General features: G+C 72.3%; 18 protein-coding genes. 6 read left to right on the top strand and 12 right to left on the bottom strand.

Features of this window, described 5'->3' with window-relative positions; genetic code table 11:
• The first annotated feature begins 160 nt into the window (after nt 1-160).
• The 5 genes from ACWDVG_RS18290 (at nt 161) to ACWDVG_RS18270 (ending at nt 9,172) form a co-directional block, all read left to right on the top strand.
• Nucleotides 161-1,459: an ABC transporter substrate-binding protein gene (locus ACWDVG_RS18290; protein ID WP_451700266.1), complete on the top strand. Its 1,299-nt coding sequence runs from the start codon at nt 161-163 to the stop codon at nt 1,457-1,459.
• 350 nt (nt 1,460-1,809) lie between these two features.
• Entirely contained in the window at nt 1,810-2,628 is an 819-nt protein-coding gene (locus ACWDVG_RS18285) for a carbohydrate ABC transporter permease (protein ID WP_451700283.1), read from the top strand.
• Nucleotides 2,625-3,503 (top strand): carbohydrate ABC transporter permease, encoded by an 879-nt coding sequence (locus ACWDVG_RS18280; RefSeq protein ID WP_451700265.1) that lies wholly within the window; start codon nt 2,625-2,627, stop codon nt 3,501-3,503. The genes ACWDVG_RS18285 and ACWDVG_RS18280 overlap by 4 nt, the downstream gene beginning before the upstream one ends.
• 85 nt (nt 3,504-3,588) lie before the next feature.
• Nucleotides 3,589-5,820, top strand: a complete 2,232-nt coding sequence (locus tag ACWDVG_RS18275; protein ID WP_451700264.1) for an RICIN domain-containing protein — start codon at nt 3,589-3,591, stop codon at nt 5,818-5,820.
• A gap of 193 nt (nt 5,821-6,013) precedes the next feature.
• Complete coding sequence (locus tag ACWDVG_RS18270) at nt 6,014-9,172, top strand: TIM-barrel domain-containing protein (RefSeq protein ID WP_451700263.1); 3,159 nt, start codon at nt 6,014-6,016, stop codon at nt 9,170-9,172.
• A gap of 120 nt (nt 9,173-9,292) precedes the next feature.
• Here ACWDVG_RS18270 and ACWDVG_RS18265 read toward each other — a convergent pair whose 3' ends face one another.
• The 12 genes from ACWDVG_RS18265 to ACWDVG_RS18210 form a co-directional block, all read right to left on the bottom strand.
• Nucleotides 9,293-10,468 (bottom strand): pectinesterase family protein, encoded by a 1,176-nt coding sequence (locus ACWDVG_RS18265; RefSeq protein WP_451700261.1) that lies wholly within the window; start codon nt 10,466-10,468, stop codon nt 9,293-9,295.
• 124 nt (nt 10,469-10,592) lie between these two features.
• Nucleotides 10,593-11,888, bottom strand: coding sequence for a pectate lyase family protein (locus ACWDVG_RS18260; protein ID WP_451700260.1), 1,296 nt, complete (start codon nt 11,886-11,888; stop codon nt 10,593-10,595).
• Nucleotides 11,885-12,694 carry a rhamnogalacturonan acetylesterase gene (locus ACWDVG_RS18255; protein WP_451700259.1) on the bottom strand — a complete coding sequence of 270 codons (810 nt, stop codon included), beginning with the start codon at nt 12,692-12,694 and terminating at the stop codon, nt 11,885-11,887. The genes ACWDVG_RS18260 and ACWDVG_RS18255 overlap by 4 nt, the downstream gene beginning before the upstream one ends.
• Nucleotides 12,691-14,031: an ABC transporter substrate-binding protein gene (locus tag ACWDVG_RS18250; protein ID WP_451700258.1), complete on the bottom strand. Its 1,341-nt coding sequence runs from the start codon at nt 14,029-14,031 to the stop codon at nt 12,691-12,693. The genes ACWDVG_RS18255 and ACWDVG_RS18250 overlap by 4 nt, the downstream gene beginning before the upstream one ends.
• A gap of 86 nt (nt 14,032-14,117) precedes the next feature.
• Entirely contained in the window at nt 14,118-15,686 is a 1,569-nt protein-coding gene (locus ACWDVG_RS18245) for a family 43 glycosylhydrolase (protein ID WP_451700256.1), read from the bottom strand.
• Nucleotides 15,687-15,696: 10 nt separating this feature from the next.
• The gene (locus tag ACWDVG_RS18240) at nt 15,697-16,542 is read right to left on the bottom strand and encodes a DUF6807 domain-containing protein (protein WP_451700255.1); all 846 of its coding nucleotides are present in this window, start codon (nt 16,540-16,542) and stop codon (nt 15,697-15,699) included.
• Entirely contained in the window at nt 16,539-17,759 is a 1,221-nt protein-coding gene (locus ACWDVG_RS18235; RefSeq protein WP_451700254.1) for a Gfo/Idh/MocA family protein, read from the bottom strand. Before ACWDVG_RS18235 ends, ACWDVG_RS18240 begins: the two co-directional genes overlap by 4 nt.
• Entirely contained in the window at nt 17,756-18,676 is a 921-nt protein-coding gene (locus tag ACWDVG_RS18230) for a carbohydrate ABC transporter permease (protein ID WP_451700253.1), read from the bottom strand. Before ACWDVG_RS18230 ends, ACWDVG_RS18235 begins: the two co-directional genes overlap by 4 nt.
• Nucleotides 18,673-19,611 (bottom strand): carbohydrate ABC transporter permease, encoded by a 939-nt coding sequence (locus ACWDVG_RS18225; RefSeq protein ID WP_451700252.1) that lies wholly within the window; start codon nt 19,609-19,611, stop codon nt 18,673-18,675. The genes ACWDVG_RS18230 and ACWDVG_RS18225 overlap by 4 nt, the downstream gene beginning before the upstream one ends.
• Nucleotides 19,612-19,775: 164 nt before the next feature.
• Nucleotides 19,776-21,491, bottom strand: a complete 1,716-nt coding sequence (gene araD / locus ACWDVG_RS18220) for an L-arabinonate dehydratase (protein ID WP_451700282.1) — start codon at nt 21,489-21,491, stop codon at nt 19,776-19,778.
• A 104-nt stretch (nt 21,492-21,595) separates the two neighbouring features.
• Nucleotides 21,596-22,498 carry a dihydrodipicolinate synthase family protein gene (locus ACWDVG_RS18215; RefSeq protein ID WP_451700251.1) on the bottom strand — a complete coding sequence of 301 codons (903 nt, stop codon included), beginning with the start codon at nt 22,496-22,498 and terminating at the stop codon, nt 21,596-21,598.
• Between the two features lie 2 nt (nt 22,499-22,500).
• Complete coding sequence (locus ACWDVG_RS18210; RefSeq protein ID WP_451700250.1) at nt 22,501-23,151, bottom strand: GntR family transcriptional regulator; 651 nt, start codon at nt 23,149-23,151, stop codon at nt 22,501-22,503.
• Between the two features lie 240 nt (nt 23,152-23,391).
• Between ACWDVG_RS18210 and ACWDVG_RS18205 the strand changes: the two genes are divergently transcribed.
• Nucleotides 23,392-23,514, top strand: a complete 123-nt coding sequence (locus ACWDVG_RS18205) for a hypothetical protein (protein WP_451700249.1) — start codon at nt 23,392-23,394, stop codon at nt 23,512-23,514.
• The last annotated feature ends 70 nt before the right edge of the window (nt 23,515-23,584 follow it).

Here is a 23,584-nt window from a genome sequence, read left to right as displayed (position 1 = left end):
CTCAGAAATGATCCGGTGGAAGTCATTGGCATCGATAACATTCTCTGTCATAGTTCCGGCCATCGATACGAGTCGGACGCGTCACCTCCCTGATGCCCCGCCGACCGTGCGGCCCCTGTGCAGGTGACCTTCCCCCTGTGCGCGGTAGTCAGGAGGAGCTGTGAAGCGTCAATTTGTTCGTTCTGTTTGCATATCCGGAGCCCTCGCCGCCCTGCTCGCGGTCAGCGGCTGCTCCGGGCCCGGCTCCGGCGCCGACCCGCAGGGCGACGCCAAGGCATCGATAACATTCTGGGGCTGGGCTCCGGGGTACGAGGACGCGGTCGAGGCCTTCAACGCCGAGCACCCTGACATCCGGGTCACGTACCAGGCCGTGCAGCCCGGGGCGAAGGGCGGCTACCAGAAGATGCTGAACGCCGTGAAGGCCGGCAACGCCCCCTGCCTCGCCCAGCTCGGCTACGAGACCCTGCCCAGCTTCGCCGCCCAGGGCGCGCTGGAGGACGTGGCGAAGCACGCCGCTTCCGCGAGGAACGACTACCAGCCCGCCGCCTGGAACGCCGTCAGCCTCGGCAGCGCCGTCTACGGAGCACCGGTCGACACCGGCCCCATGGCCCTCTTCTACAACAAGAAGCTCTTCGACTCGCTGGGTCTGAAGCCGCCCGCCACCTGGGCCGAGTACCGCGAGGCCGGCCGGAGGATCCATGCCTCCGACCCCAAGCGCTTCCTCTCCTCGCCCTACCTCGACTACGACTACGCCGGCCTCGCCTGGCAGGCGGGCGCCGACTGGTTCGGCGTCGACGGCGACTCCTGGAAGGTCACCATGGCGTCCGCCGAGAACAAGAAGGTGGCCGACTACTGGCAGGGTCTGGTCGACGACGGCCTGATCAGCAGCGCCCCGATGTACGACCAGGCCTGGTACACGGGCCTCGGCAACGGCGAGATCGCCACCGTGGTGGGCGCCGTGTGGCAGGCGGGCGTCATCAAGGGAGGCGCCAAGCAGGCCGCCGGGCAGTGGGCCGTCGCCCCCATGCCGCAGTGGGAGAAGGGCGCGAACAAGGTCGGCAACGCCGGAGGTTCGGCCACGGCCGTGCTCAAGGGCTGCGAGGACACCGAGGCCGCGTGGACGTTCGCCCACTGGCTGAGCACGGACGAGAAGGCGTTCGGAGGTCTGATCGAGAAGGCCTCGCTCTACCCGGCGGCCAGTGGGCTGCTGCACCTGCCCCAGCTGCAGGCCGACCCCTACTTCGGCGGTCAGCAGATCTACGACGTCTTCGCCGCCGCCGCGCCCGGCGTCGACTCCGGCTGGACATGGGGACCGCTGATGACCTCCACGGTCGCGAAGCTCAACGACGGTCTCGGCGCGGCGTGGACCGGCAAGGGGACCCTCGCGCAGGCGCTGGGCGACGCCCAGGACTCCACCGTGGCCGAGATGCGCGAGCAGGGCCTCGCCGTCGCCCCGTAGAACAGGCCCGCCGGGCGGGTGAACCGCCCCCGCCCGGCGGTCGCCGCCCCGTCCCCCGCCGTCGCCGCCGCTCCCGCCCGGCACACCGGCGACGGCCCCAGTGAGGAACGACCGTGACCCGAGCCCCCGACGCGCACCGCCTCGGAAACGCGCACCACCCCCGAGACCTCCACCGCCTCCGAGACCTCCCCCACCCCCGGGACCTCCGCCGCCTCCGAGACCTCCGCCGCCCCCGAGACCTCCACCGCCCCCGAGACCTCCACCGCCCCCGAGACCTCCACCGCCCCCGCGCCCTCCGACGAAGCGGCCCGCTGCTCTTCTGCGCCCCCTTCGTCGTCCTCTTCCTCGCGATGTACCTCGCGCCGATCGTGTACGCCGCGTACAGCAGCCTCTTCACCGTCCGCCGCTCCGGCCTGGGCCTGACCGCCCCCACGGAGGTCTTCGCCCCGCTGGACAACTACGTACGGGCCCTGCACGACGGTCCGTTCACGGCCTCGCTCGGCCGCGTGGCCCTCTTCGGCGTCGTCCAGGTGCCGCTGATGCTGGCGATCGCCCTGGCGCTGGCGCTGCTCATCGACTCCGCGTCCGCGCGCGGACGCGGCTTCTTCCGCCTGACGAGCTTCGTCCCCTACGCGATCCCCGGGGTCAGCGCCGCCCTCGTGTGGTCGTTCATGTACGCGTCGACGTCCAGCCCGCTCAACCGGCTGCTGGAACCCCTCGCCGTCACCGTCCCCTTCTTCGACGAGGACGTCGTGCTCTGGTCCGTGGCCAACATCGTCACCTGGAGCTGGGCCGGTTACAACATGATCATCATCTACGCGGCCCTCCAGTCCATCCCCGCCGAGGTCCTGGAAGCCGCCCGGATGGACGGGGCCTCAGCCCTGCGGATCGCCTGGAGCGTCAAGATCCCCGCCGTGCGGGGCGCGCTCGTGCTGACCACCGTGTTCTCGATCATCGGCTCGGCCCAGTTGTACAACGAACCGGCCGTCCTGCAGCCGGTCTCGGGCGGCTCGATCTCCTCGGCGTTCACCCCGCTGATGTCCGCGCAGAGCGCCGTCGCGGCGGGCAACTACCCGTACGCCGCCGCCCAGTCCGTCCTGCTCGCCGTCGCCGTGGGCGCGGTGTCGTTCCTCTTCTTCAGACTGACCCGCCGAGGAGACCACGCATGACCACGGTGACCCCCGCCCCCGCCGCCCGGATCGGACCCCGGCGCGGGACGAACCCCGCGAGCCGCGTCACCGTCCTCGCCCTCCTCGGCCTGTCCGCCTTCTACTTCCTCTTCCCGCTCTGGTGGCTCCTGGTCTCGGCGACCAAGCCCTTCGGCGAGCAGTTCGGCGGCAGCGGCCTGTGGTTCGACGGCTTCGGCCTGTTCGACAACATCGCCCGGCTCAGCGGCCACGACGGCGGCATCTTCTGGCGCTGGATGCTCAACAGCGTCCTCTACTGCGGCGTCGGCGCGCTGATCGGGACGGTCCTGTCCGCGCTCACCGGCTACGCCCTGGCCAAGTACGACTTCCCCGGCCGTGGGGCGCTGTTCTCCGCGGTCCTGGCGGCCGTCCTCGTACCCAAGGTGCTGTTCACGCTCCCGCTCTACCTGATGTTCTCGGGCGTCCACCTGATCGACAACCCCCTCGCGGTCCTGCTGCCGAGCGTCGTCAGCCCCTTCGGCGTCTACCTCGCCCGGGTCTTCGCCGAACAGAGCGTGCCCGACGAGGTCCTCGAAGCCGGGCGCATCGACGGCGCGGGCGAGTTCCGCGTCTTCCGCGCGATCGCGGTACGGATGATGCTCCCCGCCCTGGTGACGATCTTCCTCTTCCAGTTCGTGGAGATCTGGAACAACTACCTGCTGCCCGCCATGGTCCTCGGCGACGACCGGCTCCAGCCGGTCACGGTCGGCCTCGTGGGCTGGAACGCCAGCCACGTGGCCGTGCCCCCGCCCCTCGTCGTCATCGGCTCACTGGTCTCCGTGGTCCCGCTCCTGATCGCCTTCCTCTCGCTCCAGCGGTACTGGCGCGCCGGCATGACCGCCGGGGCCGTCAAGTGACGGCTCCCGCACCCCTCATCTGACCCTTCCCCTCCCGCACCTCCCCCCGGAGCCGTTCCCCGGCTCCCTTGCCGAAGGAGTACCGTTGCACGCTTCCCGCACCAGACTGGCCGGGGCGCTCACCGCGGCCGCGCTGGTCGTCACGGGCGCCGTCACGCTGACGACACCCACGGCCGCATCGGCGGAACCGGCCGCCGCGTCGTACACCGTCACCGTCGGCGCCAAGGGCTCCTGGACGACCCCGGACGACACGCCGGCCGCTCCGTACATCGACAAGGACGGCACCTTCTACTTCCAGCAGGCGCACTCGCTCTACAGCGCGACCGACTCGCGCAAGTGGAGCTTCTACACCGGTACGAACTTCGACACCGCCACCCGCTCCAGCGCCCTCAGCGACGCGGTCAACCCGGCCAACTCCAACGACCGCAACAACAACACCACGTGGCGCTGCAACAACAGCGTGACCGGCGTGAAGTCCACCCAGGCGCCCTCCACCGGGACCTACGCCCACCGGAACTACTGCGTTCTCGTCGGCACATGGGTCGACCCCGACACCGGCGACTGGTACGGCCTGGTGCACAACGAGTTCACCCCGGAGCCCTTCGCGGACTACTCCCACTACGACGGCATCGACTACGCCGTCTCCAAGGACCAGGGCCGCACGTGGACCATCAAGGACCACGTCATCACCTCCCCCTACAGCACGAAGCGCGGGGACACCGCCGCCTTCCCGCAGCAGACGTACCACTACGGCGACGGTGACCCCAGGCTGTTCGTGGACACCGCCTCCGGCTACTTCTACGCCTTCTACGGCTCCCGCCTCGTGAACAAGGGCGGCGGCTGGGCCGCCTTCTACGGGCACGTCGCCCGCGCCCCGATCTCCGGCAAGATGGCGCCCGACTCCTGGCGCAAGTGGTACAACGGCGCCTGGACCGAGCCGGGCGTCGGCGGCCGCGAGAGCACCATGGTCCCGGTCGGATCCGGCAGCACCACCGGATACACCGCGCCCGACAAGGAGTACAAGCCCTCCAGTCCCGGCTCGGTGAGCGAGCAGGTGGCCGCAGGCCTCACCCCGCCGACGTCTCCCCTGTTCGTCATGGACATCACCTACAACGCCCACCTCGGCCTCTACATCGGCCAGCCCCAGGCCGTCGACCAGAGCGGGAACGCCTCCCAGGAGATCTACGCCACCGACAACCTCACCACGCAGAAGTGGTTCCGCCTCGGTGACACCGGCGGCTACAAGAACGCCTCCTGGTACCGCTGGTTCCTCGACAGCGCCAACAAGACCAGCTCCGGCATCGTCGGCAAGGACTTCCGCTCCTACTGCTCCTTCGGCTGCTCGAACAACACAAGCGCCGAGTACATCAACCTGAAGATCGACACCACCGCACCCGCCGCACCCGTCGACACGACCAAGACCTACCGCATCGCCAACGGCGACGGCCGCGTCCTCGCCCAGGCATCCGGCAGCTCCGCCACCACCTCCCTGGCCTCCGCGTCCGGCTCCGGCCTGGACTCGTGGACCTTCGCGTCCCACGGTGACGGCTCCTACCGCATCGCCAACGCGTCCACCGGCCAGCTCCTCGGCGTCGACTCCACGACGACGACCACCCGCGCCTGGGGCACCAAGCCCACCGTCACCAACCCGGGCCCCGCCGGCCCCACCGTGGGCCAACAGTGGTTCGTCGTCCCCGGCGCCTCTCCCACTGACGACAGCCCCACCGGCACGTACAAGATCGTCAACCGGTACAGCGGGCTCGTCATCGGGCTCTCCGCCGACCCGGGCCGACCCGCCGAGACCACGCCCACCCGCAGCTGGACCAACACCACCGGCAACGCCGTCGGCGGCAGCCGCACGGCCGGCGAGCAGACCCTGACGCTCACCGCGACCGGTCCGGCCCCCGCCACCCTCGACGGGACGCACACCCTGACCGCCGACGGCCGGGCCCTCGACAACCCCGACCACAGCACCGTCGCCGGTACCCAGCTGATCACCTGGACGCCGACCGGCGGCCCCAACCAGAAGTGGACGTTCACCCGTCAGGCCGACGGGAGTTACGTCCTCAAGAACGCCGAGTCGGGTCTCTGCGCCGACGTCCACAGCGGATCCACCAGCGCCGGCGCCAAGATCATCCAGTGGACGTGCAGCGGTGGCCCCAACCAGCGGTGGAACGTCACCCGCCGGGCCGACGGCACCCACACGGTCGCCTCGGTGGCCAGCGGGCTGCTCCTGACCGGCGGCGCCACGAACGGCGCTCCCGTCACCCAGCAGCCGGACACCGGCGGAACCGTCCAGCGGTGGACCATCGGCTGACCCCGCCGCTGACCCGCCCGCCCGGCCGATCGTCGGAGTCCGCGAGAAGCGGGCTCCGGCGATCGTTCATGCTCGAATGAACGCTCTTCGTTGCAACTCTTCTCATCCTGCGTTTGTGTCGCGTACATTACAGGCCGTCCGCCTCCAGGTGTCCGGCAGCGTCGTCCGCCTCCGGACCGTCCCAGGGAGCCTCATGACCCACGGCTCGACCCCCCGCAGGCACGCCGGGCGCAGAAGATCCCTCGTCACCGCACTCGCCACCTTCGTGGCCGGCCTCGGACTCGTCACCGTCGGCCCCACCGGAACCGCCGCGGCCGGAACCGCGGGCGCGGTCACCGGGTTCAGCCAGTCCGGACCGACGTTCACGGCCACCACGTCCTCGGGCGCCAGGGCCCGCATCTCGTTCGCCCGCTCCGACGTCTTCCGCATCTGGCTCGCCCCCGACGGCCGCTTCACGGACGACCCGGCGGGTACCGACCTCGCGATCAACACGGACTTCGGAGCGGTCACGACGGGCTTCACCGACGCGGGCACCCACTACCGCGTCACCACTCCCGAACTCTCCGTCCACGTCCACAAGTCACCCCTGCGGTTCTCCGTCTACCGCGCGGACGACCGCACCCTCGTGTGGGAGGAGACCGCACCCACCAGCTGGGACGGCACCAAGACCACCCAGTACCTCTCCCAGGACGCCGACGAGCAGTTCTACGGCACCGGCCTGCGCCTGGGGGAGTGGGCGCTGCGCGGCAAGACCGTGCCCGTCGCCGTCGACAACAAGTACCGGGAGAACACCAACGCCAGCCCGGCGCCGTTCTACATGTCCACCAAGGGCTACGGCGTCATGCGCAACACCTGGGCGCCAGGCTCGTACAGCTTCGGCTCGCCCGGCGCGTTCACGCACGACGAGAACCGCTTCGACGCCTGGTACTTCGTCGACACCTCCCTCAAGGGCGTCCTCGACGACTACACCGACGTCACCGGCAAACCGTTCCTCGCTCCCCAGTGGGGCTTCGAGCTGGGCAACGCCGACTGCTGGAACGCGTCCAACCCCGACTACCGCGGCGACCACACGAGGGCCCGGCACCAGACGACCCCCGACGTCGTCGGCTACGCCACCGACGCCCGCGCCGCCGACATGCCCTCCGGCTGGTTCCTGCCCAACGACGGTTACGGCTGCGGGTACACCGACCTCACCGCCACCGTGCAGGCACTCGGCGAGAAGGGCTTCAAGACCGGACTGTGGACCGACAGCGGCCTCGCGAACATCCGCGACGAGGTCGGCGTCTCCGGCAGCCGCGCCGTCAAGACGGACGTCGCCTGGGTCGGCCGCGGCTACAAGTACGCCTTCGACGGCGTCCAGCAGGCCGTCGACGGCATCGAGAAGAACTCCGACGCCCGGCGCTTCGTCTGGACGGTCGACGGCTGGGCCGGAACCCAGCGCAACGCCGTCGTCTGGACCGGCGACACCTACGGCACCTGGGACGACATGCGCTGGCACGTCCCCGCCCTCGCCGGCGCCGGGCTCTCCGGCCTCAACTACGCGGCCGGAGACGTCGACGGGATCTTCGCCGGCAGCCCCGAGACCTACGTCCGCGACCTCCAGTGGAAGGCGTTCACCCCCGCCTTCATGACCATGTCCGGCTGGGGCGCCACCCACCCCGCGGCCGGCTACCAGGACAAGCAGCCCTGGCGCTTCGCCGAACCGTACCTGTCGATCAACCGCACGTACCTCAAGCTGAAGATGCGCCTCATGCCGTACCTGTACAGCATGAGCCGCGTCGCCCACGAGACCGGCGTGCCCAGCACGCGGGCGATGGTGCTGGAGTACCCCGACGACCCGGTGGCCCGTGGCAACGCGACGAGCGGCCAGTTCATGGCGGGCGACTCCTTCCTCGTCGCCCCGGTCGTCTCCGACACCTCCGTCCGCAACGGCATCTACCTCCCGGCCGGAACCTGGACCGACTACTGGACCGGCACGACCCACCGGGGCCCCGGCTGGCTCCACGGGTACCACGCCCCCCTGGACAGGCTGCCGCTGTTCGTGAAGGGCGGCGGCATCGTCCCGATGTGGCCGCAGATGAACCACACGGGTGAGAAGGCCGTCTCGACCCTCACCTACGACATCCACCCGCGCGGCACCTCCTCCTTCACGCTCTACGAGGACGACGGCATCACGCGCGCCTTCCAGAACGGCGCCTTCGCCAAGCAGAAGGTCGACGTCACCGCGCCGACCGCCGGGACCGGCGACGTCACCATCGCGGTCGGCGCGGCGAACGGCAGCTACGCCGGCAAACCCGCCTCCCGCGGCTACGACTTCAGCGTCCACACCGCCGGCGCGCCCTCGGGCGTCACCGTCGGCACGACGAAGCTGACCAAGCACACCTCCAAGAGCGCCTACGACGCCGCCGCCACCGGCTGGTTCTTCGACGCGGCCGACCGCGGCGGCCTCCTGTGGATCAAGGCCGGCAGCCGGTCGGGAGCGTTCACGGTCAAGGCGACGGGCACCACCCTCCCGACGGCGACGCCCGTCCCGGCCTCCCCGCGCATCCCCCAGGCCGGCTGGACCGCCACCGCGGACAGCCAGGAGGCCGCCCAGCCGGCGGGCCACGCCGTCGACGGCGACCCGGCCACGCTCTGGCACACCGCCTGGTCCTCCGGCACCCCCGCCCCGCTGCCGCACGAGCTGCGCGTCGACCTCGGCGGGCGGTACACCGTCGACGGCCTCACCCACCTGCCCCGGCAGGACGGGGGAGTCAACGGCCGCGTCGGCCGCTACGAGGTCTACGTCTCGGAGACCACCGCCGACTGGGGCACCCCGGTGGCGAGCGGCACCCTGGCCGACATCGCCGGGAGCACCACCCTGCCGCTGACGCCGAAGACGGGCCGCCACCTGAAGCTCAGGGCCCTCAGCGAGGCGGGGAACCGCGGACCGTGGACCAGCGTCGGGGAACTCTCCGCGACGGGCCTCGCCGCGCCGCCGCCGAGCGACACGACCCTGGTCAACGCCGCCTCCACGAGCTGCGTCGACCTCCCGTACAGCAGCACCGCCCCGGGCACCCGGCCGACGCTCTACACCTGCCACGGGGGCGGCAACCAGAAGTGGACCTTCCACGCCGACGGCCGGCTCACCGGACTGGACGGCGTCTGCCTCGACGGCGCGGCCGCCGCCGAGGTCACCGTGCAGGCGTGCGACGGGAGCGCCGGACAGAAGTGGTCCCTCGGCGCCGAGAGTTCGATCCGCAGCGGCGGCCGATGCCTCGCGCCGGCCGGAGGCGCCACCGCGAACGGCACCCGGCTGACGCTGGCCGCGTGCGACAACGCCCCGGCGCAGAGGTGGACCTTCACCGGCTGACGGGCGCGCCGCCGCCGCAGACCCCGGGCCCCGTCCGTCCCCCACCGGCGGGGCCCGGCTCCGGGGGCACGCCCGCGCCCCTGGCCGTGCCCCCGCCCCCTCCCGCCCGCGCCCCCGGTGTCAGAAGCAGTCCGGGCGCGGTTCCCAGTCGCCGAGGTATCCGGCACGGCTCGCCGCCCGTGCCCCGGCCCACGTCAGCTGCGGGCGGTTCTCCGGCACCGTGATCTCCGCGCCCGGCCCGGTGTTGCGGTACTCGGCGAAGCGCTGCGCCTGCCACGGGTGGGCCTCGCGCATGTTCGCGTACGGGGCGACGGCGTCGATCCCCGCGCCGAGGAAGCTCTCGCGGACGACGAGCGACGGCCGCGCCGTCAGGTCCGAACTCGGCACCCAGGGCCGGGCCAGCTTGTAGAAGCCGTCCGGGGCCTCGCTGGTGATCCGGCAGCGGACCGCGAGGAACCCGTAGGGGTTCGGTCCCGCCGTCGAGGGGGCGAAGACGAACCCGTACGGGGCGCCCGCCAGGTCCGTACGGACCAGCGTGCGGAAGTGGCAGTGCTCGAACACCGCCGTCGCGCGGCCGAAGACGAAGTCCACGTCACCCTCGACGTAGCAGTACGCGAAGTACTGGCGGGCGAAGGAACCCAGGGACGCCGAGTCCGCGTACAGCGTGTCCTGGTGGCCGAGGAAACGGCAGTGGAAGAAGGCCGAGCGGTCGCCCTGCGCCTTCAGCGCCACCGCCTGCGTGCCGGGGTTCCCCGGCAGGTCCGTGCGCAGGAAGTCGTTGGCGAACGTGACCGCGTGGGCGGTGAAGCCGTCCGCCTGGACGGTGGTCGTCGCGGACCCCGAGGTCCCGTAGGTGCCGCCCCCGGGCTGCGGAGTCCCGGCCGCGTTGTCGTACACGACGACGACGTCCTTGGCGTTCCCGGTGGCCCCGATCCAGGTCATGTCCGTACGGGCCGCGCCGACGACCACCGTCTCCCGGTACGTTCCCGGGGCGAGCACCAGGATCCAGCCGGGGCCGTTCGCCGCCGCGACCGCAGCCTGCACGCTCGTGTGGTCACCGAGCCCGCCGGGGTGCACGTACAGGGTCCGACGGCTCAGCCGGGCGGCCGGGGAACCGTACCGCCCGAAGGGCCGGCCGAGGGGGGCCGGCGAGGCCGTCGTGGTCGCCGAGGCGGGCGCCGCCGGGAGGGCGAGGGCGAGCGCGGCCCCGGCCCCGGCGGTCAGCAGGGCACGGCGGCCGAGGACGGCCCCGGACGCGGGGGAGGCGGAGGCGGTGCGGGGGTCGTGCGCGGGCATGCGGGTGCTCCTTCGCTGGTCGCGACGGCGGAATCAGATGAGTGACGGCAGGCAGGAACGGAACAGGGGCCGGGGCGGCACGGGGGGAGCCGCCGCGGCCCCTGGCAGGGCGGGTACCGGAGGCTCAGCGCAGCCGGCCCGCGCCCGCCCGGTGGTCGACGAGCGCGGGCACCGCGCGCGGGTGGTCGACCCGGGTGCGCAGCACCGGCGTCCAGCCCGCGTCCCCGCGCAGCAGCTCCGCGGGGTACTGCTCGTTATGGACGGCGAGCAGGTCGACCGGGGCGCCGTTGACGTAGTTGCCGACGGTGGTGACCGGGGCGTCCTTCCACTTCTTCAGGATCCTCCCCGCCGGGACGCCGGCGGCCAGCGTGAACGCGTTCTTCTCGGCGTACAGCTGGGACTCCTGGCCGATGCCGAAGCTGTACACGTAGCTGGCGTCCGGCACCACGAAGTGGTTGTTGTACGCGTCGACCTGGCCGAAGCGCACCCGGGGCGCCCGCTCCACCACGTTCTCGAAGAGGTTGTGGTGCAGGGTGACCCGCAGCCTGCCCCGGTCGGTGGCGCCCGCGCTGTCGCTGTTGCCGATCATCAGCGTCTTGTCGTGGTCGGTGAAGACGTTCCAGGACGCCGTGACCAGGTCCGCGCCGCGCACCACGTCCAGCTCGCCGTCGTGCTGCTGGTACAGCTCCCCGAAGTACGAGGGCAGGGAGCTGTCCGGGTGGGCCCCGTCGGTGAACGTGTTGTGGTCGATCCACACGTGCGTGGAGCCGTACACGACGAGGCTGTCGTACTCCGAGTTCCAGGCGCCGGTGGCGCCGTCCGTCGGGTCCCACTGGGGGAAGCAGTCCAGCGGGCTCTCCAGGGTCAGGTTGCGCACGATGACGTTGTCCACGCCCTGCACCTGGAGGCTGCCGCCGGTGATCCCGGCCTTCCGGCCGACGCCCACGATCGTCGTGTTGGCCGGCACCCTCACCTTGACGGCCTGGCCCTGCGCGGTGGCCGAGGCCGCCCGCAGCTCCTCCTGCGGGCCGCTGACCTCGTTCTCGTACCCCCACACCTTCGGGTCGTACGCGGCGAGGTAGGCGCCGAAGTCGTAGCCGGGGGCGGCGAAGGCGCCGCAGCCCGCGGCGGTCGCGTCCAGGGTGCCGACGACCCTCACGATCCGCGGCTCGGTGCCGGGGACGGCCAGCGCCGCCCGGAACTCCTCCCAGGTGGTGACCGTGAAGACCCGGGAGGCGTCGGCGGCGGCGCCGCCCGTCGTACCCGTCCCCGACGAGGCCCAGCCGTCCCCGGCCGGGAGCGTCGCGCGGGCCGGGTCGCCGCCCGGCCGGTGGCCGGAGTGCGCACCGGCGGCGGGGGCGGTGACCGTCAGGACGAGGGCGGTCGCGGCCACCACTCCCAGCTGCTTGCGTCTGTTCACGAAGGGCTCTCCTCGGATGCGGGCCAGGTGATCAGGCCGGTGGGGACGTCGTCGTCCAGGCGGCGCGTCTCGCGCGGCGCCAGGACCCGGGTGCGGAGCAGTTCGCGGGCCACGAGACGGGCCACGGCGATCGCCCCCGGAGGGTTGAAGTGGGTGTTGTCCTGCTCGGTGGCGGTCCAGTTGAAGTACGTCGTGGTGGTCTCCGGGCCGAGCCGCTGCCACAGCGCCAGCGACAGCGCCTCGATGTCCAGGAGCGGCACGTCCGAGGCGCGCGCCACCGCGCGCATCGCCGCCGGGTAGTCGCCGTGCGTGCGCAGCGCGGTGCCGGAGGCGTCGAACCTCCGCCGCTCCACGGAGGTGGCGAGGACCGGGAGCGCGCCCCGGGACCTGGCGCCCTCCACGAACGTCCGCAGGTTGTCCCGGTACGCCGTCCACGGCGCGGTGTAACGGGCCGGGTCGGCGCTCTTGGCGTCGTTGTGACCGAACTGGACCAGCAGCACGTCGCCGGGGCGGATCGCCGCGAGGACCGGTTCGAGCCGCCCCTCGTCGAGGAAGCTCTTGGTGCTGCGCCCGTTGACCGCGTGGTTCGCGACCCGCAGGTCCCGGTGCAGGAAGAACGGCAGGGCCATGCCCCAGCCGGTCTCGGGTGCGGCGTCGGCGTACTTCTGGGCGGCGGTCGAGTCGCCCGCGACGAACAGGGTGCGCATGCGGCGGGGCCCTTCGGCTCGGGCGGCGGCCGGGCCCGCGGCCAGGGCGAGCGCGAGGCCCGCCCCGGCCGCGACGACCCCGCGGCGTCCGACGCTCACTTGTTCTGCTGCTTCCACTCGGCCTGCGCCGCGTTCAGCTGCTCCGCGAGGGTGTCGAGGAACTCCTTGGCGGTCGCCTTGCCCAGCAGGACCTTCTGGAACTCGGCCTCGTTGTCGGCCTTGGAGATGGTGTTCCAGTCGGGGAGGTAGTACGGCAGCTGGACGATCGTGGCCTTGCCGCTGAACAGCACCTCGGCGGCGAGCTTGGTCGGCTCCGCCTCCTGGAGCCACGGGTCCTTCGCCGCCTCGGTGTTGGCGGGGATCGCGCCGGCCGACTTGTTCCACTTGCTGTTCGACTCGTGCGAGGCGGCGAACTCGATGAACTTCCAGGCGGCGGCCTTGTTCTTGCTGGAGGAGAAGAGCCCCAGGCCGTCGACCGGGTTGGAGACCATCACCCGGGTGCCGTCGTCCAGGGTCGGGTTCGGGATGCCCCGGAACTTCTCCGTGCCGAGCGCCTTCACATGGTCCTGGTAGGAGCCCAGGTTGTGGTTGAGCATGCCGATCTCGCCGCTGTCCCACTGCGCGACCATCTTGGTGAAGTCGTTGTTGACGTCGGCCGCCGGGGTGTTCTTCTTGAACAGCCCCGCGTACTTCTCCAGCGCCGCCACGTTCTTCGGGTCGTTGACCGTCGTCCTGTCGCCCGCCCAGAACTCCTTGATGCCGCTCTGGCCGTACATGGCGTCCAGGGCCTGCGCGATGGAGCCCGCGCCGCCGCGGATCGTGTAGCCGAAGCGGTTCTTGTCCTTCTGGGTGAGCTTGTCGGCCGCCGCGTAGAACGCCGACCAGGTGGACGGCTCCGGGAGCCCGGCCGCCTCGAACAGGTCGGTGCGGTAGTAGAGGACGCCGTTGCTGGCCGAGGTGGGGACCGTGAACAGCTTGCCCCGGCCGCCGGCCGACCGGACGTTCTCGACCATGCCCGCGTTCAGCTTCCCCTTCAGGGAGCTGGACTCGATGCGCTCGTCGAGCGGTTCGAGGGCGTTCTGCGCCGCGATCCCGGCGAGCATCGCCGCGCCGACGCCGCCGACGTCTGGCAGGCCGCCCCCCTGGATGGCGGTGTCGTACTTGGACTGGACCTCCTTGGAGGCCACCCCGACGTACTCGACGTCGATGTCCGGGTTCGCCTTCTCGAAGTCGGCGATGATCTCCTTCCAGACGTCGGTGCGCACACCGCCGTTGTTGTCCCAGAAGGTGATCTTTCCCTTGCCCGATCCCTCGGTGCCCTTGTCACCGCCCGCGCCGCTGCCGTCGTCACCGCAGGCGGTGGCGGTCAGGGCGAGGGCACCGGTCAGGGCGAGGGCGAGGGCGGCTCTGCGCCGTCCACCACGGAAGATGGTCATCGTCGGCTCTCTTCTCTTGGTTGTGCGGGAAATGGGTGGGGGTGAGTCCGAAGGAAGGACGGGGGTGTCGTCAGGAACGGACGGGGTCAGAGGGGAGTCGTACGGAAGGCGGTGAACACGGCCGTCCCGGCGTGCCCCGCGCCCTCCGGCGCCCCGGCGAACAGGCCGAGCAGGGCCCCGACCCAGCGCCAGGGCGTCGCCGTGAACTCCGGCCCGAGCGGCACCGGATCCGCGGTGCTCCCGGAGGCGTACGAGAAGCGGCAGCGCGCGTCCGCCGTGACCTCGATCCGCAGCAGGACCTCGGTCCCGCCGCCGGGCTCCGCGTCCGGCAGGGGCCGGGACCGGGCCGCGTCCCGCTCCCGGTCGGCGTTGCCCGGCGCGAAGCGGTGCACGAGCCGGACGGCGCCGTCCGGGCCGCGCTCCAGGCCGATCCAGGCGTACGCGTCACCCAGGACGACCAGCCCGGCCCGCGCCCCGGGCGCGCCCTCGCCGTCGAGCCGCAGCCCGACCTCGACCAGGCGCGCCCCGGCCGGCAGCCGCTGGGTCAGCACGTGCGGCACGCTCCGCAGGTCGTCGAGCCGCTCCGTACGCACGCAGTTTAGGCGCAGCCCGTCGCACCCGTGCCGGACGGCCCAGCCCTCGCCCGGGTTGGCGGTCCACTGCCACTGGCGGCCGAACCGCCCGCCGGGGAAGGTGTCGTCGACGGCCGGCCGCGACGGCGGCTGCTCCGGCAGGTCCGGCTTGCGGTGGACCCGCACCGGGGCGCCCTCCGCGCCGAGCACCGGCCAGCCGTCCCCGTCCCCGTCGCCGTCCCAGCGCATCGGCTGGAGGTGGACGAGCCTCCCGAGCGCCCCGCACTGCTGGAAGTGGAGGAACCAGTCCTCGCCGCGCTGGGTGCGCACCCAGCCGCCCTGGTGCGGGCCGTTGACGTCGGTGTCGCCCTGCGCGAGGACGATCCGCTCCTCGTACGGGCCGAAGAAGGACCGCGACCGGAAGGCGCCCTGCCAGCCGGTGGCCACGCCCCCGGCCGGGGCGAGGATCCAGAACCAGCCGTCGTGGCGGTAGAGCTTGGGGCCCTCCAGGGTGAACCAGCCGGGGATCAGGTCGGCGTCGACCAGGACCCGGCCCTCGTCGAGGACCTTGTCGCCCTCCGGGCTCATCCGGTGCCCGATCAGCCGGTTGTTGACCCCGGCGCGGGACTTGGCGAGGGCGTGCACGAGGTACGCCTCGCCCGACTCCTCGTCCCACAGGGGACAGGCGTCGATGAGGCCGCGCCCCGCCTTCACCAGGTGGGGGCTCGTCCACGGGCCGCGCACCGAAGGGGCGTTGATCTGGTGGATCCCGTGGTCGGGGTCACCCCAGAAGATCCAGAACCGGCCGTCGTGGTGCCGGAACGAGGGCGCCCACACCCCGCGGTCGTGTCCGGGCGCCGCGAACGCCGCCGCCGGTTCGAGCCGTTCCAGGGCGTGGCCGACCAGCGTCCAGTTGACCAGGTCCCGCGAGTGCAGCAGCGGCAGGCCGGGGGCCCGGCCGAAGCTGGAGGCGGTGAGGTAGTAGTCCTCGCCGACCCGCAGGACGTCCGGATCGGACCAGTCGGCCGCCAGGACCGGGTTGCGGTACGTGCCGTCGACGAGGTCACCGGTGACCCCGGGCACCAGGGGCCGCTCATGCCGCCACCGCCTTGCGGACCAGGGCCGCGGCCCCGTCCCGGTCCAGGCGCCCGTCGGCGACCACCGTCACCACGCGCCGTACGACCGTCTCCCCGGCCGCCACCGGAAGGCGCTCGTCGAAGGCGAGCGACGAGCCGACGCCCGGGTACTCGGCGGCCCGCACGAACCAGGGGTCGCGCCGGGTCGTCGCGGTCGCCCCGGCGAAGACCAGGGTCCAGCCGTCGCCCGCGAGGGCCACCCAGTCGCCGCGCGCGCCGTGCACCGCGGCCTCGCCGTCGCCCGCCGCGCCGAACGCCAGGGGCGGGACGGCCTCCCGCGGGGCGCGCCAGAAGAAGCCGCCGTAGGCGGCGCCCGGACGGCCGTTGGTGGCGGGGCTGCCGATCGACAGGTCACGCCCGGAGACGTTCGCGAGGGAGAAGGTCAGGTCGAGCGCCCACGCCGTGCCGGTGAGCGCGGTCGCCGCCACCGTGCGGTGCTCGCGCAGCAGCCGCTCCCCGCCCGCCGTCCAGCTCAGCTCCTCCACGAAGCCGTCCGGGTCGCACAGCTTGAACCCGTCGTGGCGCTGCACCCCGTGGTTGTCGAGTGCGACCGGGCCGCGGTCGCGGACGAAGGTGCGCCCGCCCCAGAAGTTGTGCCCGTCGACGTCGGGGACGGCGATGCCGACGCCCAGGTGGTGCGGGTGGTCCGCGGGGACGGTCTCGGTCACCGCGCGCCCGGCGAGGGTGGTGACGGGGTGGAGGTACGGCCGGGGCGCGTGGCCGAGGGCCAGGTCGGGGCGGGTGGTGTAGTGGGCGACGGTCCGGCCCGCGCAGCGCAGGGCCGGGGTGCGGTCCGTGTTCACCGGACCTCCGCCCGGGTCGGCGACGCCCAGGGGGCGTCGAGTTCGGAGAAGAGCCTGAGCCGGTCGGCGCTGGCGTCGACCAGCGCGTCGATGCCTTCGACGACCCGGCGCGGGGCGCTCTCGCCCGGCTCGGCCCGCCAGTGCGCGGCGGGCAGTTCGCGGGGGTCGGGCGCCGTCCGCACGGCCTCGACGACCCGCATGAACGCCCCGGTGTCGGCCGGCGGCACCCACAGCGGCTCGCCGTCGGTCACGTGCGCGACCAGGTTCTCCAGGAGGTCGGTGCGGCCGTGGTCGGTCTCGACCGGGCCGTGGCCCGCCCGCTGCACGAGCACCCGGTCGAGTCGGTACCAGAAGGTGATCCGGCCCCGGTCGCCGTGCACGACCACGTACGGCTCGGCGGTCCGCTCGGCGCAGAGCGTGACCGCGACGGTGACCGGCCGGCCGGAGGAGGTGACGATCCGTACGGCGGAGGTGTCGTCGGACTCGATGGCGTGGGCGCGGTGCAGCTCGGTCTCGATGTGCGCGACGTCCTCCGCCCGGGAGGCGCCGGCCAGGGTGAGCGCCGTCGCGACCGCGTGGGCCAGCGGGTTGGTGAGCGCCCCGTCGACGACGTCCACGCCGTCGAGGCGCCGGTGCCCGGCCCAGGGGGCGCGCCGGAAGTAGGCCTCGTCGCGGACCCACGCCCCGGCGGCGCCGACCCCCAGCAGCTCGCCGATCGCGCCCTCCTCGACCATCCGGCGGATGGCGGGCACGGCGTGCGAGCCGAGCGACTGGAAGCCGATCTGGCAGGCCACCCCGGCCGCCTCGACGCCGTCGGCCATCCGCCGGAACTCCGCGTACGAGGGGGCCGGAGGCTTCTCCAGGAGGACGTGGGCGCCGTGCCGCGCGGCGGCCAGCGTCATGTCGGTGTGCGTCTGGATCGGGGTGCTCAGCACGGCGATCCGGGCTCCGGTGGAGGCGAGCAGCGCCTCGAAGTCGGCGGACTGCTCGGGCTGCTCCCCCGGGCCGTCGAGTTCGGCCGCGTCCAGCGGGCGCAGCTCGCAGACGCCGGCGAGCCGGACCCGGCCGAGCCCTTCGAGCCTGCGGATGTTGAGGAGGTGGCTGCGGCCGTGGCCGCGGGCGCCCGCGAGGACGACGGGCAGCGGTTCGGCGGCGCGTGGGGTGGTGCGGGGGGTGGTGCGTGGGGTGGTGCGTGGGGTGGCGCGGGGAGTGGTCATCCCTTCACCGCCCCGGCGCTGAACCCGGTGACCAGCCACTTCTGGATGAAGGCGAAGACGATGACGACCGGGACGGCGGCGATGACACCGCCGGCGGCGAGCGCGCCGAGGTCCACGCTGTCGGCGCCCATGAGGGTGTTCAGGCCGACGGGGATCGTCTGCTTGCTCTGGCTGCTGAGGAACATCAGGGCGAAGAGGAAGTGGTTCCAGGCGTGGACGAAGGCGAAGGAGCCGACGGCGACGAGTCCGGGGCGCAGCAGCGGCAGCACCACCACGCGGAAGGCGTGGAAGCGGTTGCAGCCGTCGACCCAGGCCGCCTCCTCCAGGGAGACGGGCACGTTCCTGATGAAGCCGCTGATGAGGATCATCGACAGCGGCAGCTGGAAGACGGTCTCGGCGATGATCACGCTGCCCATCGAGTTGATCATCCGCAGCTCGGCGAAGATCTGGAACAGCGGGACGAGGAGCAGCGCGCCCGGCACGAACTGGGAGCAGAGGAGGGCGAGCATGAAGCCCTTCTTGATCCTGAACTCGAAGCGGGCGAGGGCGTATCCGCCCGCGAGCGCGACGACCGTGGTGCTGATCAGCACCGCCACGCCGATGAGCAGGCTGTTCTGGAAGAAGACGCCGAAGCTGCGGTCGGTCCACACCTTCTCGAAGTGCGCCGTGGTCATCGGCCAGGGCACGAGCGAGGTGGAGCCGGCGGGACGCACGGCGAAGAGGAGGATCCAGTAGAAGGGGACGAGGGTGAAGAGGAGGTAGATCCCGAGCGGCAGGTAGATCTGCCAGCGGGGCACCTCGTCCCAGGCGCGGTTCCGTTTGCGCGCCGTGGCCGGCGGGGTCCGGTCGGGGGGCGTGGGGGCGGCCGCTGCGCCCCCGGTGGCCGGCACGGCGGCCAGCGTGGTCTCGGCGGTCACTTGCCGTCGCCTCCGAACTTGCTCAGGCGCAGATAGACGATCGAGCAGAAGAGAAGGATCACGAACGCCACCGTGGTGAGGGCGGAGGCGTAGCCGAAGTTGTGGGCTTCGACGCTGGTCTGGGCGATGTACAGCGGCAGGGTCGTCGTCTCGCCCGCCGGGCCGCCGCCGGTCAGCGTGTAGAGCAGGTCGACGTTGTTGAACTCCCACACCGCGCGCAGCAGCGTGGACAGGACGATGGCGTCGCGGATGTGGGGCAGGGTGATGTGGAAGAACTGCCGGACCCGGCCCGCCCCGTCGACCTCGGCCGCCTCGTACAGGTCCCGGGGGATCGACTGGAGGTCGGCGAGGATGAGGATGGCGAAGAAGGGGACGCCGCGCCAGAGGTCGGCGACGATCGCCGCCGGGAAGACGGTGGCGGTGTCGGAGAGCCAGGACGTGCCGTACTCGCCCATCCCCAGGTCCGCCAGGTAACGGGTGATGCCGGTCTGGGAGTTGTAGAGCAGCACCCAGATCGCCGAGGTGAGCACGCCGGAGACCGCCCAGGGCGAGAAGACCAGGGCCCGGCCGAGCGCCCGGCCGACGAACGTCTGGTTGACGATGAGGGCGAGCGCCAGGCCGAAGAGGAGCTGGAGGGTCACCTCGACGACGACCCACTTGAGGCTGAAGGTCAGCGTTCCCCAGAAGTGCGGGTCCTCGGTGAAGATCCGGGTGAAGTTCTCCAGGCCCGCGAAGCCGTTCCGCCAGGGCTTGGTGGGGTTGTGGTGCTGGAGGCTGTAGTAGAAGACGCTGAGCACCGGGTAGGCGATGAAGCCCAGCATCAGCAGGACCGCGGGGGCGATCAGGAGGTACGGCAGCCGGCGGGGGGTCGCTCCCGTGTGGCGGCGCCCCCGTGCCGTGGCGGCTCGGGGCGGTGGGGTCACAGCTGTGGCCATGACGGCGGCTCCGTTCTCGGGCGGGCGTGCGGGGTCCGCGGGCGCACCGCACCAAAGGTGAAGCGCTTCGCGAACGACGTTCGACATGTCGAACGATGGGGTCGGTGAGGTGGACGGGCAGAGCGCGGGTGGTGGGCCCGGGGCCGCTGAGCTCGGGGCGGGGTTCAGCCCGCGTACGGATCGGGGGTCTTCCCGGGCCGGGACAGGAACGCGAAGTCGCAGCCGGTGTCCGCCTGGGAGATCTGCTCCATGTACAGCGCGCCGTAGCCGCGCTCGTACCGGGCCGGCGGCGGTGTCCACGCGGCCCGTCGCCGGTCCAGCTCCTCGTCCGTGACGTGCAGGTGGAGGGAGCGGGCCGCGACGTCGAGGGTGATCGCATCGCCCGTACGGACGAGGGCAAGGGGTCCGCCGACATGGGACTCGGGCGCCACGTGCAGCACGCACGCCCCATAACTCGTCCCGCTCATCCGCGCGTCCGAGATGCGCACCATGTCCCGCACGCCCTGCTCCAGCAGGTAGCGGGGGATCGGCAGCATGCCGTACTCCGGCATCCCCGGACCGCCCTTGGGACCCGCACCGCGCAGTACCAGGACGTGGTCGGCGGTGATCCCGAGCGCCGGGTCGTCGATCGTCCGCTGCATCGTCCGGTAGTCGTCGAAGACGACCGCCGGGCCGGTGTGCTTCAGCAACCGCGGCTCGGCCGCGATGTGCTTGATGACCGCCCCGTCGGGGCAGAGGTTGCCGCGGAGCACCGCGACCCCGCCCTCGGCGGCCAGCGGCCGGGCCCGGTCCCGGATCACCTCGTCGTCGTGCACGAGGGCGCCGGAGAGCTGCTCCCGCAGCGTGGCGTGCGAGACGGTCGGCCGGTCCAGGTGCAGTACGTCCGTCAGCCGGGACAGGAACCCCGGCATGCCGCCGGCGAAGTGGAAGTCCTCCATCAGGAACCGCCCGCCGGGCCGAAGGTTCGCCAGCACCGGCACCGTCCGCGCGATCCGGTCGAAGTCGTCGAGCGTCAGCCGCACGCCCGACCGCCCGGCCATGGCGATCAGGTGGATGACCGCGTTCGTCGAACCGCCGAGCGCGAGGACGGCGGCGACCGCGTCCTCGTACGCCTCCCGGGTCAGGATCCGCGACAGCCGCAGGTCCTGCCGGACGAGCTCCACGATCCGCAGGCCCGAGGCCGCGGCCATCCGGTCGTGCCCCGAGTCCACCGCCGGCACCGAGGAGGCACCCGGCACGGTCACGCCGAGCGTCTCGGCGGCGGCCGTCAGCGTCGAGGCCGTTCCCATGGTCATGCAGTGGCCGGGGGAGCGGGCGAGCCCGTTCTCCAGCTCGGCCAGCTCGCAGTCCCCGATCGTCCCGGCCCGCTTCTCGTCCCAGTACTTCCACATGTCCGTACCGGAGCCGAGCGTCTCCCCGCGCCAGTGGCCCGGCAGCATCGGACCGGCCGGCACGAAGACCGTCGGCAGGTCGACCGAGGCCGCGCCCATCAGCAGCGCCGGGGTCGTCTTGTCGCAGCCGCCCATGAGCACCGCCCCGTCCACCGGGTACGAGCGCAGCAGCTCCTCCGTCTCCAGGGCCAGGAGGTTGCGGTAGAGCATCGGCGTCGGCTTCTGGAAGGTCTCCGACAGGGTCGAGACCGGGAACTCCAGCGGGAAACCGCCGGCCTGCCACACCCCCCGCTTCACGGCCTGCGCCCGGTCGCGCAGGTGCACATGGCACGGGTTGATGTCGGACCAGGTGTTCAGGACAGCGATCACCGGCTTGCCGAGGTGCTCCTCGGGCAGGTAGCCGAGCTGGCGCGTCCGGGCGCGGTGACTGAACGAGCGCAGTCCGTCCGTCCCGTACCACTGGTGGCTGCGCAGCTCCTCGGGCCGCATCCCGGCCTTCCCGGCCTCCCCGGGCCGCCGCGACCGCTCGGTCTGCTCGGGCCGCTCGGTCTGCGCGATCTCTTCCGGACGCCTCCCCGTCCCCTCCGGCGCGTTCACACCGGCCACCCGGCGGCTATCGCGGCGACCTCGGCCCGCTCGGCGTCGGGGAGTTCCCGGCTCGGCGGGCGGATGTCGCGGCGGCACAGGCCGAGCGAGGCGAGGGCCTCCTTGACGACCGTCACGTTGTCGGCGCTGGCGTTGGCCGCCCGCAGCTCCTCGAAGCGGCGGATCCGCTCCCACACCTTCATCGCCGTCGCGTAGTCGCCCGCCCGCAGCGCGCCCAGCATCTCCAGGGAGAGCGCGGGGGAGACGTTGACGAGCCCCGAGGTGAAGCCGGTGGCGCCGCCCGCGAAGTAGGAGGGGGCGTACGGCTCCGCCAGACCCGCCACCCACACGAACCGGTCGAGGCCCGCGTCCCGGGCGAAGCAGGCGAACCGCGCCGCGTCCGGCACCGCGTACTTCACGCCGACCACGTTGGGGCAGTCGTCGGCCAGCTCGGCGAGCCGGGCCCCGCTCAGGAGCGGGTTGCGGATGTACGGGACGACGCCCAGCTCCGGCACGGCCTCCGCGATGGCCCGGTGGTACTCGACCCAGCCGCTCTCGGAGACGTACGGGTGCACGGGCTGGTGGACCATCAGCATGTGGGCGCCGGCCTCCCGGGCGTGCCGGGCGGCCGCGACCGCCGTCGGCACGTCATGCCCGACGCCGACCAGGATCGCCGCCCGCTCGCCCGCCTCCTCGACGGTCACCTCGGTGACGGCCCGGCGCTCCTCGGGGGTGAGGGCGTAGAACTCGCCGGTGTTGCCGTTCGGGGTGAGGGTGCGCACGCCGCCGTCCAGCAGCCTGCGCAGCAGCGCGCGGTGGGCGGCGGTGTCCACCGACCCGTCCTCGGCGAACGGGGTGACCGGGATGGCCACGACATCGGCGAGGGCGGCCCTCATCGTCTCGAAATGCATGCTCACTCGCTGTTCAGGGGGGACTGGGGGAAGGCGCGCTCGACGAAGGACGCGATGTGGTCGTGCACCGCGCGCCCGACCCCGTCGACGTCCCGCGCGGCCGCGAGCCGCAGGATCTCCTCGTGCTCGGCCGCCTCGCGCTCCCAGGACGGGACGGCGGCCCAGGCGACCGTGGAGACCAGCGCGGCCTGGTCGCGGACCTCGTCGAGCATCCGGCCCAGCAGCGGATTGCCGCAGGGCAGGTAGAGCGCCCGGTGGAACGCGCGGTTGGCCAGGGAGCGTTCGGCCGGGCCCTCGGCCCCGGCCGCCCGCAGCAGCGCGTCCCGCGCCTCGTCGAGCGGGGCGCCGGAGGCCACGGCGCGGCGGACCGCCTCGGGCTCCAGGAGCAGCCGCACGTCGTAGACGGCACGGGCCATGTCGGCGTCGACCATCCGGACGGTGACGCCCTTGTACTGGCTCATCACCACGAGCCCGCTGCCCGCGAGGGTCTTGAGCGCCTCCCGCACCGGGGTCTTGGACACCCCGAAGCGGGCGGCGAGTTCGGTCTCCACGAGTGCCTGACCGGGTCTGAGCCCTCCGGTGAGGATGTCGTGCTTGATCGCTTCGAGCACGTACTGCGTGCGGGAGGGGATGGGACTGGGGGCGAAGGCCATGGAGCACTCTCAGATCTCGTGTATCGCGTCTCATATATGACGTACGAAGTGCAACGGGCATGAAGCTAGGGGGGCGTGCACGCTTCGTCAATGGATCGCGCAAGCGTTTTCTATGACGACCCGTCAGGCAACCGTGCGGTGCCGGCCCGGAGGCTTCCCCGCGGGGCTGGTTCGTCGTTTTGTTTTCCGGGATGACTATTGGGGGCTCGGTGCAGCCCCCCACCCCACCCCAAGGACCAGATGAAGTTCACCGACGGCTTCTGGCTGATGCGCGAGGGCGTCCACGCCTCGTACGCCACCCGTCCGGACGGCCACGGGCGCGACGGCGACCGCGACGGACACGGAACTGCCGTACGCGGTTAGGATGCTGGGCCCCGGGAACGTGAAGTCCTGGACGTGGCTCGGGGCTTCGGGCCGGTTGCGGCTGTGATCA

This window comes from Streptomyces sp. NPDC003327 (genome assembly GCF_053589515.1).
The sequence above is the reverse complement of the archived record's forward strand: the minus strand, read 5'-3'. Positions and strand labels throughout refer to the sequence as shown.